The 14,680-nt window shown below is 70.4% G+C and carries 11 protein-coding genes; all 11 read right to left on the reverse strand.

Going from position 1 to position 14,680, the window contains the following annotated elements; translation table 11 throughout:
* Positions 1-110: 110 nt before the first annotated feature.
* The 11 genes from MRB58_RS21065 to MRB58_RS21115 all read right to left on the reverse strand — a co-directional run bounded on the left by MRB58_RS21065 (position 111) and on the right by MRB58_RS21115 (position 14,665).
* Positions 111-1,796, reverse strand: coding sequence for a flagellar hook-length control protein FliK (locus MRB58_RS21065; protein WP_244779042.1), 1,686 nt, complete (start codon positions 1,794-1,796; stop codon positions 111-113).
* Positions 1,793-4,270: a hypothetical protein gene (locus tag MRB58_RS21070; RefSeq protein WP_244779043.1), complete on the reverse strand. Its 2,478-nt coding sequence runs from the start codon at positions 4,268-4,270 to the stop codon at positions 1,793-1,795. The genes MRB58_RS21065 and MRB58_RS21070 overlap by 4 nt, the downstream gene beginning before the upstream one ends.
* A complete protein-coding gene (locus MRB58_RS21075; protein WP_244779044.1) occupies positions 4,267-5,649 on the reverse strand; it encodes a flagellar motor protein MotB in 1,383 nt (460 codons plus the stop codon). The genes MRB58_RS21070 and MRB58_RS21075 overlap by 4 nt, the downstream gene beginning before the upstream one ends.
* Complete coding sequence (locus tag MRB58_RS21080; RefSeq protein WP_244779045.1) at positions 5,639-6,577, reverse strand: hypothetical protein; 939 nt, start codon at positions 6,575-6,577, stop codon at positions 5,639-5,641. Before MRB58_RS21080 ends, MRB58_RS21075 begins: the two co-directional genes overlap by 11 nt.
* Entirely contained in the window at positions 6,574-8,190 is a 1,617-nt protein-coding gene (gene fliF, locus MRB58_RS21085; RefSeq protein WP_244779046.1) for a flagellar basal-body MS-ring/collar protein FliF, read from the reverse strand. Before fliF ends, MRB58_RS21080 begins: the two co-directional genes overlap by 4 nt.
* A gap of 367 nt (positions 8,191-8,557) precedes the next feature.
* Positions 8,558-9,517, reverse strand: a complete 960-nt coding sequence (locus MRB58_RS21090; protein WP_244779047.1) for a flagellin — start codon at positions 9,515-9,517, stop codon at positions 8,558-8,560.
* Between the two features lie 260 nt (positions 9,518-9,777).
* Positions 9,778-10,731: a flagellin gene (locus MRB58_RS21095; protein ID WP_244779048.1), complete on the reverse strand. Its 954-nt coding sequence runs from the start codon at positions 10,729-10,731 to the stop codon at positions 9,778-9,780.
* Positions 10,732-10,983: 252 nt separating this feature from the next.
* Positions 10,984-11,979, reverse strand: a complete 996-nt coding sequence (locus MRB58_RS21100) for a flagellin (protein ID WP_244779049.1) — start codon at positions 11,977-11,979, stop codon at positions 10,984-10,986.
* A gap of 258 nt (positions 11,980-12,237) precedes the next feature.
* Positions 12,238-13,170 (reverse strand): flagellin, encoded by a 933-nt coding sequence (locus MRB58_RS21105; protein ID WP_244779050.1) that lies wholly within the window; start codon positions 13,168-13,170, stop codon positions 12,238-12,240.
* 267 nt (positions 13,171-13,437) lie between these two features.
* A complete protein-coding gene (locus MRB58_RS21110) occupies positions 13,438-14,343 on the reverse strand; it encodes a flagellin (RefSeq protein ID WP_244779051.1) in 906 nt (301 codons plus the stop codon).
* Between the two features lie 64 nt (positions 14,344-14,407).
* Positions 14,408-14,665, reverse strand: coding sequence for a hypothetical protein (locus MRB58_RS21115; protein WP_244779052.1), 258 nt, complete (start codon positions 14,663-14,665; stop codon positions 14,408-14,410).
* Positions 14,666-14,680: the final 15 nt, after the last annotated feature.

Consider the following 14,680-nt stretch of genomic DNA (forward strand, 5'->3'; position numbering starts at 1 on the left):
CCGCTCGGCGCCGCCGGGCTTCTCGCCCCGGCGCGATGGGGGCCCCCGCCGCGATCGGGCGTGGACGGTCGGATATGGGCGATCAGGCGAGAGCGCTCGGATGCGGGCGCTCAGACGTGGATGGTGCGCCGGGTCCGCGTCTCGTCCACGGGTCGGCGTGTGGCGCGGCGCTCCTCCGGATCGCGCCGCTCGCCGCCGGAGGGGGCGTTGTCCTCGCCAGAGCCGCCACCCTGCGGGGCCGACGCGGGCTCGACCGTGATCTCCGTCGCCTCGTAGCCGGCGCGGCGAATGAGCTGGGTCAGCTCGGCGCGGTCGTCGCCGAGGCGAGCGGCCGTCTCGCGCACACTCGTCACGACGTTGACCTTCAGGCCGCCGGCCGACAGACGCATCGTCACCGTCAGCGAGCCGAGCGTGGCCGGCTGGAGGTGCAGCTCGACCACGCGCACCGGACCCTGCGCCTGCTGTGCCTGGGGCCGTGCCGCGGCGTCCATCAGCTGCGTCGGCGTGGGCGCGCGCATCTCGGCGCCGCGCAGTTCGGGGAGGGTCCGCTCGATCAGGCGGCCCAGCTGCTCCGTCGCGGCGCGGCTCTCGGACGAGGGCGCCGAGGCGTCGTTCACGGGGGGCGGGGTATCAATGCCCGTGGTCCGCGGCGCGGCGCCGAGGCCACGGTCGCGCTGCGGCATCATCACGGGGGCGAAGTGGGTCTCGCGCCGCGTCACGGTGGCGTTGAGGCTGTCATGCACGGGGCTCGACTCGGCCGCCCGCAGGAGCGGCGCGCGGCGGCGATGCTGCTGTTGCTGGTCGAGGCTTTCCACCGCGATGGGCGCGGTGTTGGCGACGATTTCGGCGCGCGCGCCGGTGCGTGAGAAGAGCGGCTCGGCCCGCTCGGCCCGCACGCCCTGGCGTGCGGTCTCGAAGCGCGGCCGGTCGGCGGTCTCGTCCTTGGCCGCGAGATCGAGCCGGGCGGCGGCACGCGGCGCCTCGGCGGGGGCGGCGCGGGCCGAGCCCGCCTCGCCACGCTGGCCGGCGCGTCCCGCCATGCGCGGTGTCTCGCCCGTGGTGACGGGGTGATTGCGTGGGGCGGTCCCGTCGTCGGCGGCATCGCCGCGCAGGCCGCTCGGCGTGGTGCGGCCATCGCCGCGCAGCAGCGCGCGGCGCGGGTCCGCCGGCGCGTCCTCATGCAAGGGCTGGTGCACGGTGCGCGCGGCCGCGGGCCGGTGCGGTGCGTCGTCGCGCACCGCACCGGCGAAGCCGCGTGCGGCGGCCGTGGGCTGACGGGCGAAGGCGGCGCCGATGGCGGCGGCCGCGTCGTTGCGCACGGTGGCGGCGCGCTCGCCGCCCGGCTGGTCGCGCGTGGGGCTTTCGGCCTCGCCGGGGTGGGGGCTGCGGCGATGCGGCTCCCCGCGGCCGGGGTCGGTCGCGGGGGCGCCGGACGGGGCCTGCCCGGCCCGGGCGGCCTCGGCGCGGCTGGCGATCCGCGCGCTCGCCTTGGCGAGGCGTTCGGCCGCGCTCTCACCGGTGTCTTCGGCCGCCGGCTCGGGCCGGGTCGCTCCCTTCGCGGCGAGGAGGCTGGCGAGGTCGACCCGCGCGGGCTTGCCCTCCGGCGCGCGGGGCTCGGCCTCCGGCGCGGTCTCGGCCGGGGTTTCGCCGGGAGTGAGGGCCTGGCCGCCGGTGTCCTCGCCGAGCGCGGCGGCCAGCGCCTGCTGGAAGGCGAGCGACAGGTCCACCCCGGCCTTGCCGGTGCGCGCGCTCAGATGCGGTGCGGCGACGTTCGCGTCGGGGACGATCCGGGTCATTGACCATTCTCCAAAAGGGTGTCGATCGACGAGATGGCGGCGGCTACGCGGCGCTCCACCTCCAGAGGGGGACCGAGCGGGTCGTCCTCGTCCAATTCCTCCGGCGCGTCGGCGGAGACGATATCGGCCTCCATGGCCTCGTCCGGCGCGGCGTCCGCGCGGTTGCCCTTGGCGCCGGCCTCGCCGCCATGCGAGGCGATCATCGGCGTCTCCGCCGTCAGCGGAACATCGAGCGACGGCTCCGGCAGCGTGACCACCGTCTGCGACAGCCGCAGCGCGGCCTCCAGGAGCGACCGGTCGTCTTCTGGCAGCTCGACGTTGCGCAGCCGTTGCAACACCTCCGTCGCCCCTTCCAGTCGGTCGGAGACGACAATCTCCGCGGCAGCCCGGTAGAGTTCGGCGCGTGCGTGATCGAGCGTTCCGTCCACCGCGGTCTCGAGCACGCGGGTCGCGGCGGCGCGGGTCGCCTCGTGGCTGCCGTTCTCGATCGCCGCGCGGGCGATCAGCAGGAACAGCTCCTGCCGCCCATCCGCCGACATCGGCTCGAACAGCGGGTCGAGCCGGGCGATGGCGTCCGGATCGTCGATGAAGCTCATGCGCGTCAGTGCCGCGGCGAGCCGGCGGCGGAAGTTGCCGGCGTAGACCGAGCTGCGGAACTTGCGCAGGTAGCGGCTGACCATGTGCTCGAAGGCGGTCAGGTCGTCGTCCTCGGCGGCGAGCAGGATCGCCCGGCGCAGCGCCGCCTCCTCGACGAGCGTACCCGGCGCCGTGAGCCGCGCGTCGGACAGGAAGTCCATCGCCTGGCCGCGGTCCCGACCGACGGCGAGCGCGGCCTGGGCGAGGCGCATCGAACCCAGGACCGAGCGGGCGACCTCGCTGCCCTCCAGCGAGTTGAAGTGGTGCTTGGCGTCCTCCTCGCGGCCCTCGATAAAGGCGAGCGCGCCCTTGGCGAGGGCGACGAACTCTCCCTCCAGCCAGGCATCCCCGACGACGTCGCGCACGACCGAGGGATCGCCGCCCGACAGCGCGTAGGTGACGAGGGCACGTCCGTTGGCGGGGTCGGCCCATTCGCGCGGTGCCGAGGCGCGGAAACGCTCGCCGATGCGCCGCCCCAGAACGCGCTGCGCCTGCAAGGCGGTCGACGAGCCGCGGGCGATGTCGTCTTGCAGCGCCGTCATCATGCGCACGAGCTGGAAGGGGGTCGGTCCGGGCGGGATCGGGGTGTTGTCTACCCGCGCGGGCGGCTCTTCCGCCTCGCCGTCGCGATCGCCCTCGTGATCTCCGTCGTCGTCAGCGCGTGCGCTCGCGCCGTCAACATCGCCATCGCCCTGCGCGCCATCCTCGCCTGCTTCGGCGACTTCGCGATCCGCTTGCTCTGTCGCGGCGGATGCTTCGTCGTCGCTGTCCTCGCTCGCGTCTTCGGCCGCTTCGGGGGCGACGGCCGGCTCGTCGGCGGGCAGCTCGGGTTCGAGCGCGTCCGGGTCGGCCACGTCAGCCAGCGACGCAACGTTCGGCTCAGCGTCGTCCAAAGGGATGCCATCGGCGGCCTCGCTGCTGGAAACGGACTGGGCCGGCGCGCCGTCGCCGTTCGGCGAGCGCGCGTCGGAGGACGCGACGGAGAGGTCGCGCGTGTCCGGCCCGGCGCCGGGCGTGGGAACGCGGGCGGCCAGTTCCTCGGCGGTGGCCCGGTGCGGGGGCGGCGCGTTCATCGCGTCGGAGACGGCCTCGTCGGCGGCGATCGCGGCCTGATCGGCGACCGCCGCGGCGGTGGCGATCGTGGCGATGGGCCCCCAGGGGCGCAACGGGTGCGGCCGGGGCATGAACGAGGGGCGCGGTGCGGCGGTGGCGAGCGCGCCGGGCGCGGCGCTGGGGAGCGCCGGCGCGTCGTCCGCCATGGGGCGCATCTCGCCGGCTCCGCGCGGCCGCGGCGGCGCCGGGACGGGCACCGGGATCAGCGGCACGGGCATGGTGACGGGCAGCTCGGTCCGGCGGGCGAGGTCGGCGGCGGTCTCACCGCGTTCGCGGCGCGGACGCATCATGCCGCTGGAGACGCTCTCCTCGCGCACGTCGCTCGCACCGGTCTGGACTTGGGTGACGGTGGCGCGGTCCCGCCGGTGCGCCGGCGCCTCGTAGCGCGGCCGCCGCGACGGTGCGTCGATGGCGAACCGCGGCTCGAAGTCCACCCGGTCCTTGCGCCGCCGCGGTTTCGGCGTGTCCTTGCCCAGCATTTCGGCGACGCCGGCGGCCGGTGCTTCGGCCTGGCCGACGATCTGCTCGGCGGCGCGCGCGCCGTCGCCCCGCGAGCCGGGGCGCAGGTCCATCGGCCGGCCGTCCTCCGGCGGGGCCCAGGCCATGTGGCCGGGATGCGTGCGGTTGACGCTCAGCGGGTCGGTCTCGGCCGAGGCCGGGGCGACCGCCAAGAGCTGCGTGACGATCGCGGTGCTGAGCGCCAGTCGATAGGACAGTCGGGTCACGGGGTCACCTCGGCCGGCTCGTAGAGGATCTCGATGCGGCGGTTTTCGTCCGCGAAGGGGTCGTCGGCGTTCGACAGTTCGCGGTCGGCCAGTCCCTCGACACGCGAAATGCGATCTTCGCCGACGCCGTTGGCCACCAGGGCCTGCTTGGTGGCGTAGGCGCGCTCGAAGGAGAGCAGCCAGTTGTCGGACGACCCGGAGGAGAACGGGCGCGCGTCGGTATGGCCGCGCACGACGATCTTGCCGGGCCGGTCCGCCAGCGCCTGGGCGACGCGGGCGAAGAGCTGCTCGGTCTGCCGGTTGGGCTCGGCCGAGCCGATCGCGAACATCGAGAACGGCCCGTCGTCGGTCAGCGAGATGAGGACGCTGGTGTCGCCGGCGGTGACGCCGATGTCGGCGTCGAGGTCGGACAGGGCGGCGGCGATCCCTTGCGCGGCCTGGGCGAGGCTCTGGGCGCGCGGGTCGGGGGTGTCGGGCGCCTGGTCCTGCACGGCGGGCTGGGCCCCGGCCGCCGCGGCGCTGGCGGTTTCGTCGCCATAGGCGGCGAGGACGGCCTCGGCGAGGCGCGAGCGCGGACCGACGGAGGGCGCCTGTGCGTCCTGCGGCGGATTGTTGGCGGCGATCGCGGGCTGGCCGGGGACGGCGTCGGCCGGCGCCGACTCGTGCGGCGTGTCGGGCGAGGCGGGCCCGGCGGCCTCGGTCGGCGTGCGGTCGGCGGCGTCGATGTCGGCCTGGTCGGGCACGGCGCCGGGGGTGTCGTTCGGGCCGGGGCGCACGGAACGGGCGGGCCGGGGCGAGGTCGTCTGCCAGTAGGCCGGGTCGAACGGGTCGCGCGGCTGCTGCGACATGTCGGTGTTGCCCTCGGCGCCGAGGTTGGCCTGCGGCACGTCGACCGCGACGGGGTCGTCGGGCGCGACCTCGGCCGCGGCGGAGGTCATCATGGCGTAGGGGTCGTGGAACACAGCGCCGGCGTTCTCCTGGTTGACGCCGGAGGAATCCATCCGCTTGTCGTTGCCGATCTCGACGTTGCCGCCGCCGCTGGCGCTGCCGCCGTCGCCGGGCGAGTTGGAGCCCATCGGCCGATCGCCGACCGGCTGTCCGGCCTCGTCGCCGGAGGCGGGGGGCTGGGTGTCCTTCGTCGGGTCGTTGATGCCTTGCACGTCGGTCGGCGAGGCCATGAGGTTCATCGGATTGAAGTAGTTGGCGATGGACTTCTTGATCTCCTCGTCCGTGGCGTTGACGAGCCACATGATGAGGAAGAAGGCCATCATCGCGGTCATGAAGTCGGCGTGGGCGACCTTCCAGGCGCCGCCTTTCTTCGCGTCCGCGACCTCTTCGATCCGTTTGAGGATGATGAGTTCCTGAGGATTATTCGACATCGTCCCCACCGAGTGTCCTGGCGAGCGTTTCCGCCCACGCGCCAATGGTCGTGCGAAGCGTCGTCTCGTCGACTGTGACCGCCAGCTCCGTCGCGCCCTCGATCTCCTCGAATGCGACGCCGGCCTCGCCCGAGGCTTGCTTCAGCGCATTCAGGAGCTGGCCGGACCCGCGCACGGTGAGAGATGGCGAGGCCGCCGAGCCGCCGACGAGGTCGTCCAGCATGGCGGCGAAGCGGCGCACCGCGGCGTCGCGGATCTCGCCCTCGACGATGGGCGCGAGGGCGCGGCCGAATGCGTCGGACAGGCGCTGGTGCAGCGCGTCGAACGCTTCGTTGCAGCGCGCGGCGAAGGCCTCGCCTTCCTCGCGGCACCAGGTCTGGCGCGCCTCGGCGACGGCACGCGAGGCGACGTCCCGCTCCACCTTCCGCGCAAATTCCACCGCCGCGGCCTTGTCCGCCTCGGCCTCGCGCTTGGCCTCGGCCACCGCTTCCGCGATCTGGTCCTGCAACGAGATCTGCGACCGGCCCGAGGACGTGGCGATGAACGGGGGGACGACGGCGGCGGCGGGGCGGGGTGGTCCGGGCTGCCTGGTGGCGCCGGGGGCCTGCGCGCCGCCGGTCCGCTCGGCACGGTGGGTCGGCAGCACGGTGGGGGCGGCCGCATCGACCGGGGCACCGTCCGCGTCTTCTGGCGAAGCCTGCTCGCCGAGGCCCTGCCGGCGCAGCAGCTCGCGGCGGATGTCGGCGACGTTGGGCTCGGCCTCCGCCTCGTCCGCGGCGTCGGGCGCCGCGTTCTGGGACAGGGCGGTGACCGCCTTCTTCAGGAAGACCGGGTTGAAGCGGGGGGTCTCCTTCACGGCCGGCGGGGCGGTCTTGGACGCCCCGCTGTCGCGGAGCGTCGGGAGGGTGTCGGCGAAGGAGCGCATCATGCCGCCTCAGCCTGCATCAGCCACTGGCGCAGCAGCTTGGCGGTCTTGAGCGAGTCGTACTCGACGACCTGCTCCAGGCGCTTCTGCGGCGACTTGTGGGCGCTGGCCTTCAACTCTTCGATGAAGTTGCGCTCTTCGTCCTCGTCGGTGGGTCTGCGCTCGGCGCCGTCGTCGGACTGGGTCTCCAGGAGCTGCGTCATCGCCGGTGCGTCGTTGCGGGCGGTGAGGGCGCGGATCGCCGGGCGCAGGCCGAACCAGATCAGCAGGATCGCCACGATGAGGATGATCGCCGCGTTGACCACCGTGCCGAGCTGACGGTTGAGGATCGCCAGGAACCCTTCCGCCTCGAGCGGTTCGAGCAGGTCGCTCTCCGGCGCGAACGGGATCGTCGCCACCTTCAATTCGTCCCCACGGTCGACCGAGAGGCCCGCCGCGGTCGCCACCAGCGCCTGGATGTCGGCGATCTGCGCCTCCACCGTCGGCCCGTTCTCGATGGCCGCGTTGGCCGCCAGACGGTCCTGGTTGACGAGCACCGCGATGGAGAGCTTCTCGATGGCGAAGCCGTCGCGCACCCGCTCCACACGGCGGCTGGAGATCTCGTAGTTGGTCAGCTCCTCGCGGCGGCTCTGGTCTTCCGTCGCATCGGCGCCCCCGGCGGTCGGCAGCTCTTCCTGGGGAATGTTCTGCTGCACGGTGACCGGCTGGTCGATGTTGCGGTTGCGGGCCGACTGCTCTTCCTTGACCGTGCGGACCGACCGTTCGACCCGGCTTTCGGGGTCGTAGATCGTCTCCGCCTCGGTCGTCTTGTCGATGTTGAGCTGCGAGGTGACCGAGACGGTGAAGTTCTGCACGCCCAGGAACGGCACCAGGGTCTTGCGGATCTGCTCTTCCAGGCCCGAGTTGGTGTCCTTCTGCAGTCGCGCCAGGCGCCCGGTGGATTGGTTGGCCGGGTCGTCGCCCGAGGCGAGCACGGCGCCGCGCGTGTCGAGCACCGTGACCGAGCCGATCTCCATCGACGGGATCGCACCGGCGACGAGGTGCCGGATCGCATCGGCGGAGGCGTCGCCCTTGGCGCCGTCGGTCCGGATCACGACCGAGGCGGACGCGGGCCGCTGCTGGCGGCGGAACGAGCCGCGGTCGGACATGACGAGGTGGACGCGCGCGGCGGTGACGCCCTGCATCTCCTGGATGGTGCGGGCAAGCTCGCCCTCCAGCGCCCGGACGCGGGTGACCTCCTGCATGAAGGAGGTGAGGCCGAAGGAGCTCATGTCGTCGAAGAGCTCGTAGCCGGCGTTGGGGGAGCGGGGCAGGCCGTTTTCGGCGAGCATCATCCGGGCGGTCGCGGTGTCGGCGTAGTTCACCAGCACGGCGCTGCCATCGGGCGAGACGTCGTAGCTGATGTTCGCGCCCGACAGCACGTTGCCGATGCGTGTGATGTCCTCCCGATCGAGGCCGGTATAAAGGATCTCACGTTGAGGCTTGGCGAGATAACTCGCGCCGACCCCCACGACGACGAGCGTCGCGATGGCGATGGCGGCGAGGGCGGCAAGGCGTCTGGGTCCCAACTCCCGCAAGTTGGTGAGCACCCGATCGACGTGTTCGCGGCCGGTCATCGGCCCTCCTCATGGCGATAACAGATTGCTGAACGTGACGGCCGGCGCGAAAACATCCGCACGATCCGGGCCGTTGCAGGGTCAATGTGGCTGATATGCCTGTCGCGTATCTTGCGGCGGGGGGAGTGGCCCCGGCGCAGCGTCCGGGCGGCGCGGCCGGGTGTGGTTCTCCGGCACCAGGGGGCGGGCGGGCCGCGACGAGGGCGCACCGGGCCAGGGGCCGAGCCGGCATGGGTCGCGCGGTAGCGGCGGGGGAGATCTCATCCCGGCGGTCTCACGGCCTCGCGCCGATCTGGCGGGCCGGGGGACGGGCGTGGAGGGGGTGGACCGCGCGAGAGGCCCCGCGCGGTCCGGGTCGTGGGGACGCTTAGCGGAAGAGCGCCAGGACGTTCTGCGCCGCCGCGTTGGCGATCGACAGCGACTCCACCGAGAGCTGCTGCTGGGTCTGCAGCGCACGCAGCTTGGTCGATTCCTCTTCCATGTTGGCGTCGATCAGGGCGCCCACAGCACGCTCGTTGGCGTCCATCAGGGCGTCCACGAAGGTCGACTGGCTCTCGGCACGGGCGAGGTTCACACCCACCGTGTTCTGCGCCGAGATGGTGTCCGTCAGCGCCGCGTCGACGAGGCTGATGAACTGCTCCAGACGCTGCAGGTCGTCGATCGAGTCGGTCAGCGCGCTGATGTCGACGTCGAGGACGGTGACCGTGGCGTCAGCGGCCAGCACGGACGGGCCGGTCGTGGCGGCGACACCGCGGGCCTGGTCGAGGATACCGATCTTCGAGGCGGCCGTGGCGTGGTCGTCGGTCAGCGTCAGGTTGGAGATGTCGAGGTCGATCGTGGAGATCGAGATCCCGGCAGAGGAACGCTCGAAGGAGGCGACCACCGCCTTCGTGGCGTTCCAGGACGCCGCCGAGGAATCAACGGCCAGGAAGTTCTGCTCGTTGATGACCGAGGCGCCGGCCTTGTTCTGCATGTCGGTGAGAAGGCCGTCGATTTCGACCTGCACGTTGGTCCGGTCGACGCCCGGCTGACGCGCCGACACCAGGAGTTCCTTCATCTTCTGAAGGCTCTCGCGGGTCGATTCCAGGCCGTTGTACATGACGTCGAGGGTCGAGCGGCCGATGGCCAGCGCGTCCTTGACCGACGACAGCGCGCCGTTGTCGGACGCGGTCGTGGTGGCGATCGCCCAATAGGCCGCCGAGTCCTGGGCCTGGGCGATGCGCAGACCGGTCGAGACCCGGTTATTGGTCGTGTTGAGCGAGGAGTTGATCTGGTTGAGGGTCTGCAGCGCGACCATGGCCGCGGTGTTCGTGAGTAGGCTCGTCATCGTCTTTCCTTTGATCGAGTGAGAAAGACATGCCGACGATCGGCTGGAGCAGGGCGGAAGCATTCCTTTGGCAAAGGCGGCGCACGCGCCGTGTTACGGGCGAATGGGACGCCCGACCAACCTGCAGCCGCTGTCTATCTACGCCTGGACGCTGACGCGGGACTGGCCGCGCCCGGTGCCCCCGGCGCCCGCCTCGTAAACGAAGAAAGGCCGCACCCCGGCGGGGTGCGGCCTCTGAAACGTCACGTGGGAGCCGCGCCTTAGCGGAAGAGGGCGAGGACGTTCTGCGCCGAGGCGTTGGCGATGGAGAGCGATTCGACCGAGAGCTGCTGCTGAGTCTGCAACGCACGCAGCTTGGTGGATTCTTCCTCCATGTTGGCGTCGATCAGCGAGCCGACGGCGCGATCGTTGGCATCCATCAGCGCATCGACGAACGTCTTCTGCGACTCGGCGCGGGCGAGGTTCACACCGACCGTGTTCTGCGCGGCGATCACCTCGACCAGCGCCTGATCGACCGAATCGATCATCTCCTCCAGTTCGGCAAGGTCGGCCACCGAATCGGTCACGGCGGCCACCAGCGGGGCGAGCCCGTCGATCTGGTAGGTGTTGCCCGACCCGTAGACGTTGCCGGCCGAGTCGGTGGTGCGATCCTTGTCGAGGATGCCCCCCTCGCCATCAACGCCAGAGTCGGTGTCGACGAGGATGATCGAGGAGATGTCGAGGTCGATGGTGGAAATGGAGATCCCGGCGGCCGAACGCTCGAACGAGGCCACGACGGCCTTCGTGGCGTTGTAGGTGTCCATGTCGACTTCGAGGAAGTTCTGCTCGTTGATCACCGAGGCGCCGGCCTTGTTGGCCATGTCGGTGATGAGGCCGGCGAGCTCGACCGAGACGTTGGTGCGGTTGACGCCCGGCTGCCGCGCCGAGACCATCAGCTCCTTCATCTTCTGTAGGCTGTCGCGCGTGGTTTCGAGGCCGTTGTAGACGACGTCGAGCGTCGAGATGCCGATCGAGAGCGCGTCGGTGACGGCGCCGAGGGCCCCATTGTCGGACGCCGTGGTGGTCGCGATCGCCCAATAGGCGGCCGAGTCCTGGGCCTGGGCGATGCGCAGGCCGGTCGAGACACGGTTGTTCGTCGTGTTGAGCGATGAGTTGATCTGGTTGAGGGTCTGCAGCGCGACCATGGCCGCGGTGTTCGTGAGTAGGCTCGTCATCGTCTTTCCTTTGACTACGTGAGAAAGACATGCCGACGCTCGGCGTTGGCAGGGCGGCCTCATACCTTTGGACACACGGCAGACCCCGTGCGGGGCGCGCGTCGAACCAACCTGCTGTGAGCGTAGTGCTAGGTCACGACGCTGGGCCGGGCCTGGGATACGGTGAGGGGATACTGGTCGGACATCGAAAATGAATCAAAAAAGCCGCGCTCCCGGTGTGGGAGCGCGGCTCTGTCGTGCGATCGAGGGTGATTAGCGGAAGAGGGCGAGGACGTTCTGCGCCGAGGCGTTGGCGATGGAGAGCGACTCGACCGAGAGCTGCTGCTGGGTCTGCAGCGCGCGCAGCTTGGTGGACTCTTCCTCCATGTTGGCGTCGATCAGCGCACCGACGGCGCGCTCGTTGGCGTCCATCAGCGCGGAGATGAAGGTCTGCTGGCTCTCGGCGCGGGCGAGGTTCACACCCACCGTGTTCTGAGCGGAGATGACGTCCACCAACACCGCGTCGACACCGGAGATGAAGCCCTCCAGGATGGTGAGATCGGCCGCCGAATCGGTCAGATCGCCGATCGGGGCGACGTCCACCGGACCCGCCGCCACATAGGAGCGCAGCGCCATGATGCCGTCGTGCGTGTCGCCGCCCGAGTCGGTGACCTGGGCGATGCCGGCCGCCGCACGATCCTTGTCGAGGAGGCCGTCGTGCCCGTCGTCGCTGGAGTCGGCATCGACGAGGATCACGTTGGTGATGTCGAGGTCGATGGTCGACAGCGAGATTCCGGAGGCGGCACGCTCGAACGAGGCGACCACGGCCTTGGTGGCGTTGTAGTCGGCGGCATCGGTGTCGACGGAGAGGAAGTTCTGCTCGTTGATGACCGAGGCGCCGGCCTTGTTCACCATGTCGGTGATGAGGCCGTCGATTTCGACCTGCACGTTCTGGCGGTCGACGCCCGGCTGGCGTGCGGAGACCAGAAGCTCCTTCAGCTTCTGCAACGACTCGCGCGTCGATTCGAGGCCGTTGTAGACGACGTCCAGCGTCGACTTGCCGATGGCCAGCGCGTCGTTGACGGTGCCGAGGGCGCCGTTGTCGGAGTCGGTGGTGGTGGCGATCGCCCAGTAGGCGGCCGAGTCGGACGCCTGGGCGATGCGCAGGCCCGTCGACACACGGTTGTTCGTCGTATTGAGCGACGAGTTGATCTGGTTGAGGGTCTGGAGCGCGACCATCGCCGCGGTGTTGGTAAGAAGGCTCGTCATCGTCTTTCCTTTGCGTTCGAGAAAAGACATGCCGACGGTCGGCGGGGGCAGGGCGGCTTCATGCCTTTGGGGATCGCGGCGCGCGTGCGCGGGGGCGGTGCGTCCGTCCAACCTGCTGCGCGGGAAGACTTAAGCGCTCTTGCTGGTGCCGGCCTTGAGCATGTCTGGGGCGGCGCGGGGCCGCGTCAGTGTGGGGCAAACGCAAAGGGCCGCGCCTCGCGGGTGAGGCACGGCCCTCGCTGCGCTCAGGGGACGCCCTTACTGGAAGAGGGCGAGAACGTTCTGCGCGGAGGCGTTGGCGATGGCCAGCGACTCGACCGAGAGCTGCTGCTGGGTCTGCAGCGCGCGCAGCTTGGTCGATTCCTCCTCCATGTTGGCGTCGATCAGGGCGCCGACGGCGCGCTCGTTGGCATCCATCAGCGCGGCGACGAACGTCTCCTGGCTCTCGGCACGGGCGAGGTTCACACCCACGGTATTCTGCGCCGAGATCACCTCGGTCAGCGCATTGTCGACCGCGGTGATGATGTTCTCCAAGAGGGCGAGGTCGTCCACCGAGTCGGTGATGTTGCTGATCGTCGTGCCGGCGAGGCTGAGGATCGAGTTGGCGAACTGCTGCGGGCCGGCGGCGCCGATGGTGCGCGTCTGGTCGAGGATGCCGGCGGTGGCGCCGGTGTCGACCATGATGAGGCTGGCGATGTCGAGGTCGATCGTGGAGATCGCGATGCCGGCCGACGAGCGCTCGAATGAGGCGACGATGGCCTTGATCGTGTTGCCGGTGGAATCGGCCTCGAGGAAGTTCTGCTCGTTGATGACCGCCGCGCCGGCCTTGTTCACCATGTCGGTGATCAGACCGTCGACCTCGGTCTGGATATTGGCGCGATTGACGCCCGGCTGGCGACCCGAGACCAGAAGTTCCTTGAGCTTCTGCAGCGAGTCGCGATTGCTCTCGAGGCCGCTGTAGGCGACATCGAGCGTGGACTTGCCGATCGCCAGTGCGTCACGCACGGCCGACAGGGCGCCGTTGTCGGAGTCGGTTGTGGTGGCGATCGCCCAATAGGCCGCGGAATCGGCCGCTTGCGCGATGCGCAGGCCCGTCGACACGCGGTTGTTGGTCGTGTTGAGCGACCTGTTGATTTGATTGAGAGTCTGAAGCGCGACCATCGCCGCGGTATTGGTCAGGAGGCTCGTCATCGTCTTTCCTCGTGAAGCTCTGGAAAAGACATGCCGCGGGGCCGGCTCGGGCAGGGCGGCGTCATGCCTTTGGCTTCGGTGAGGATCCGAGACGGGCGATCGCCCGACCAACCTGCTTGAGCCTTTTCATACCGGCGTCGGCTTGCACGGATCTGACCAGGCGCGCACCTGTGGCGACCGTCTGCCGACAATCGCACAGTTGCGTGAACCCAAGCTGGCATTGTGTCGAACGCGCCGCACCGGGGCGCGTCCGACGATAAAAAACACCTATCGGAAGAGTTGCAGCATCGTCGACAGCGAGGAGTTGGAAATCGCCAGCGCCTCGATGGCGAGCTGCTGGCGCACCAGCAAGGCCTCCTGCTTGGCGGCCTCCGCCTCGAGGTCGGCGCCGACGAGGGTGTTGAGCGCCTCCTCGCGCGCGCTCGCCATCGCGCTCACCATGGCCCCGTGCGATTCCACCTGGTTGATTGCCGCGCCCACCATCGCCCCGGCGTCGGTCACGTCGCTCATCGCCGCGTCGACGATGGCGATCAGGTCGTCGATGGTCTGGATGTCGCCGGCCGCGTCGGTGAGGGCGGAGACGTCGATGGCGAGGACGGTGGAGGTGGTGCCGTTCACCGTGCGCGATTCCTCCAGGATGCCGACGTCCGCGTTGGCGTTGAGGAGGGCGACGCCGCGCACGTCGAGGTCGATCTCGCTGACCGTGGTGGAGCCGCCCGAGCTGTGGACGTTGGCCACGAACGACTTCACCGCCTGGTAGCTGCCCGAGGCGCTCTGGTTGAGGATCTCCACGTTGCCGACGTCGGCCTGCGTGGCCGTGGCCTGGAGGGTGGAGATCAGGCCGTCGATCTCGGTCTGGAGGGTCGCACGGTCGGCGCCGTTGGCCCGCGCGAGGACGAGGTTGTCGCGGATGTCCTGCAACGTTCCGTTGGCCGACGTGAGGCCGGCGGAGGCCGCGCTCAGCGTCGCGTCGGCCACCCCGAGCTGCTCGGTGATCGTGGAGGACATCGAGATGTCGTTCTCCAGCGTGCGGGCGATGGCCCACAGCGCCGCGCCGTCGCTGGCGGTGTTGATGCGCCGGCTGGTGGCGATGCGCTCGGAGGTGGTCTCCAGCGCGGAATTGATCTCGCGCAACGTGGAGAGCGCGCTGACGTTGGAATAGATGGTCGTCATAACCTGCATCCTGCTTCGTTCTGTCCCGAGCCGATTCGTCCGAGTTCGCTCGCCCTGCCGCCGCCTACCGGAATTCGCCCAGCGTCTCCTCCAGCCGCGTCCGCGTGGCGACGAGGCCGGCGAGGGCTTCGGCGTAGCGGACGCGGTGGGCATTGAGGTTGCGCAATTCTTCCAGGACACCTGGCGCCACGGCGATGGCCGTGCCGCACGCGGACGTGCCCCGCCGGGCGAGCGGGGTCGGCAGGTCCCGTGTGATGGGGGCGGCGTTGTCGTTGGCCGCCGACATGGCCAGCAACGGGCCGGGGGGATGAAAGCGTCTCATCGCGAAGCTTCCTCT

This window comes from Acuticoccus sp. I52.16.1, from assembly GCF_022865125.1.
GTDB lineage: Bacteria > Pseudomonadota > Alphaproteobacteria > Rhizobiales > Amorphaceae > Acuticoccus.

Bases quoted from the DNA above. Each gene is read 5' to 3' on its own strand.
- MRB58_RS21065 (WP_244779042.1), bottom strand. From the start codon at position 1,796: ATGACCCGGATCGTCCCCGACGCGAACGTCGCCGCACCGCATCTGAGC.
- MRB58_RS21075 (WP_244779044.1), bottom strand. From the start codon at position 5,649: ATGTCGAATAATCCTCAGGAACTCATCATCCTCAAACGGATCGAAGAG.
- MRB58_RS21080 (WP_244779045.1), bottom strand. From the start codon at position 6,577: ATGATGCGCTCCTTCGCCGACACCCTCCCGACGCTCCGCGACAGCGGG.
- fliF (WP_244779046.1), bottom strand. From the start codon at position 8,190: ATGACCGGCCGCGAACACGTCGATCGGGTGCTCACCAACTTGCGGGAG.
- MRB58_RS21090 (WP_244779047.1), bottom strand. From the start codon at position 9,517: ATGACGAGCCTACTCACGAACACCGCGGCCATGGTCGCGCTGCAGACC.
- MRB58_RS21095 (WP_244779048.1), bottom strand. From the start codon at position 10,731: ATGACGAGCCTACTCACGAACACCGCGGCCATGGTCGCGCTGCAGACC.
- MRB58_RS21100 (WP_244779049.1), bottom strand. From the start codon at position 11,979: ATGACGAGCCTTCTTACCAACACCGCGGCGATGGTCGCGCTCCAGACC.
- MRB58_RS21105 (WP_244779050.1), bottom strand. From the start codon at position 13,170: ATGACGAGCCTCCTGACCAATACCGCGGCGATGGTCGCGCTTCAGACT.
- MRB58_RS21110 (WP_244779051.1), bottom strand. From the start codon at position 14,343: ATGACGACCATCTATTCCAACGTCAGCGCGCTCTCCACGTTGCGCGAG.
- MRB58_RS21115 (WP_244779052.1), bottom strand. From the start codon at position 14,665: ATGAGACGCTTTCATCCCCCCGGCCCGTTGCTGGCCATGTCGGCGGCC.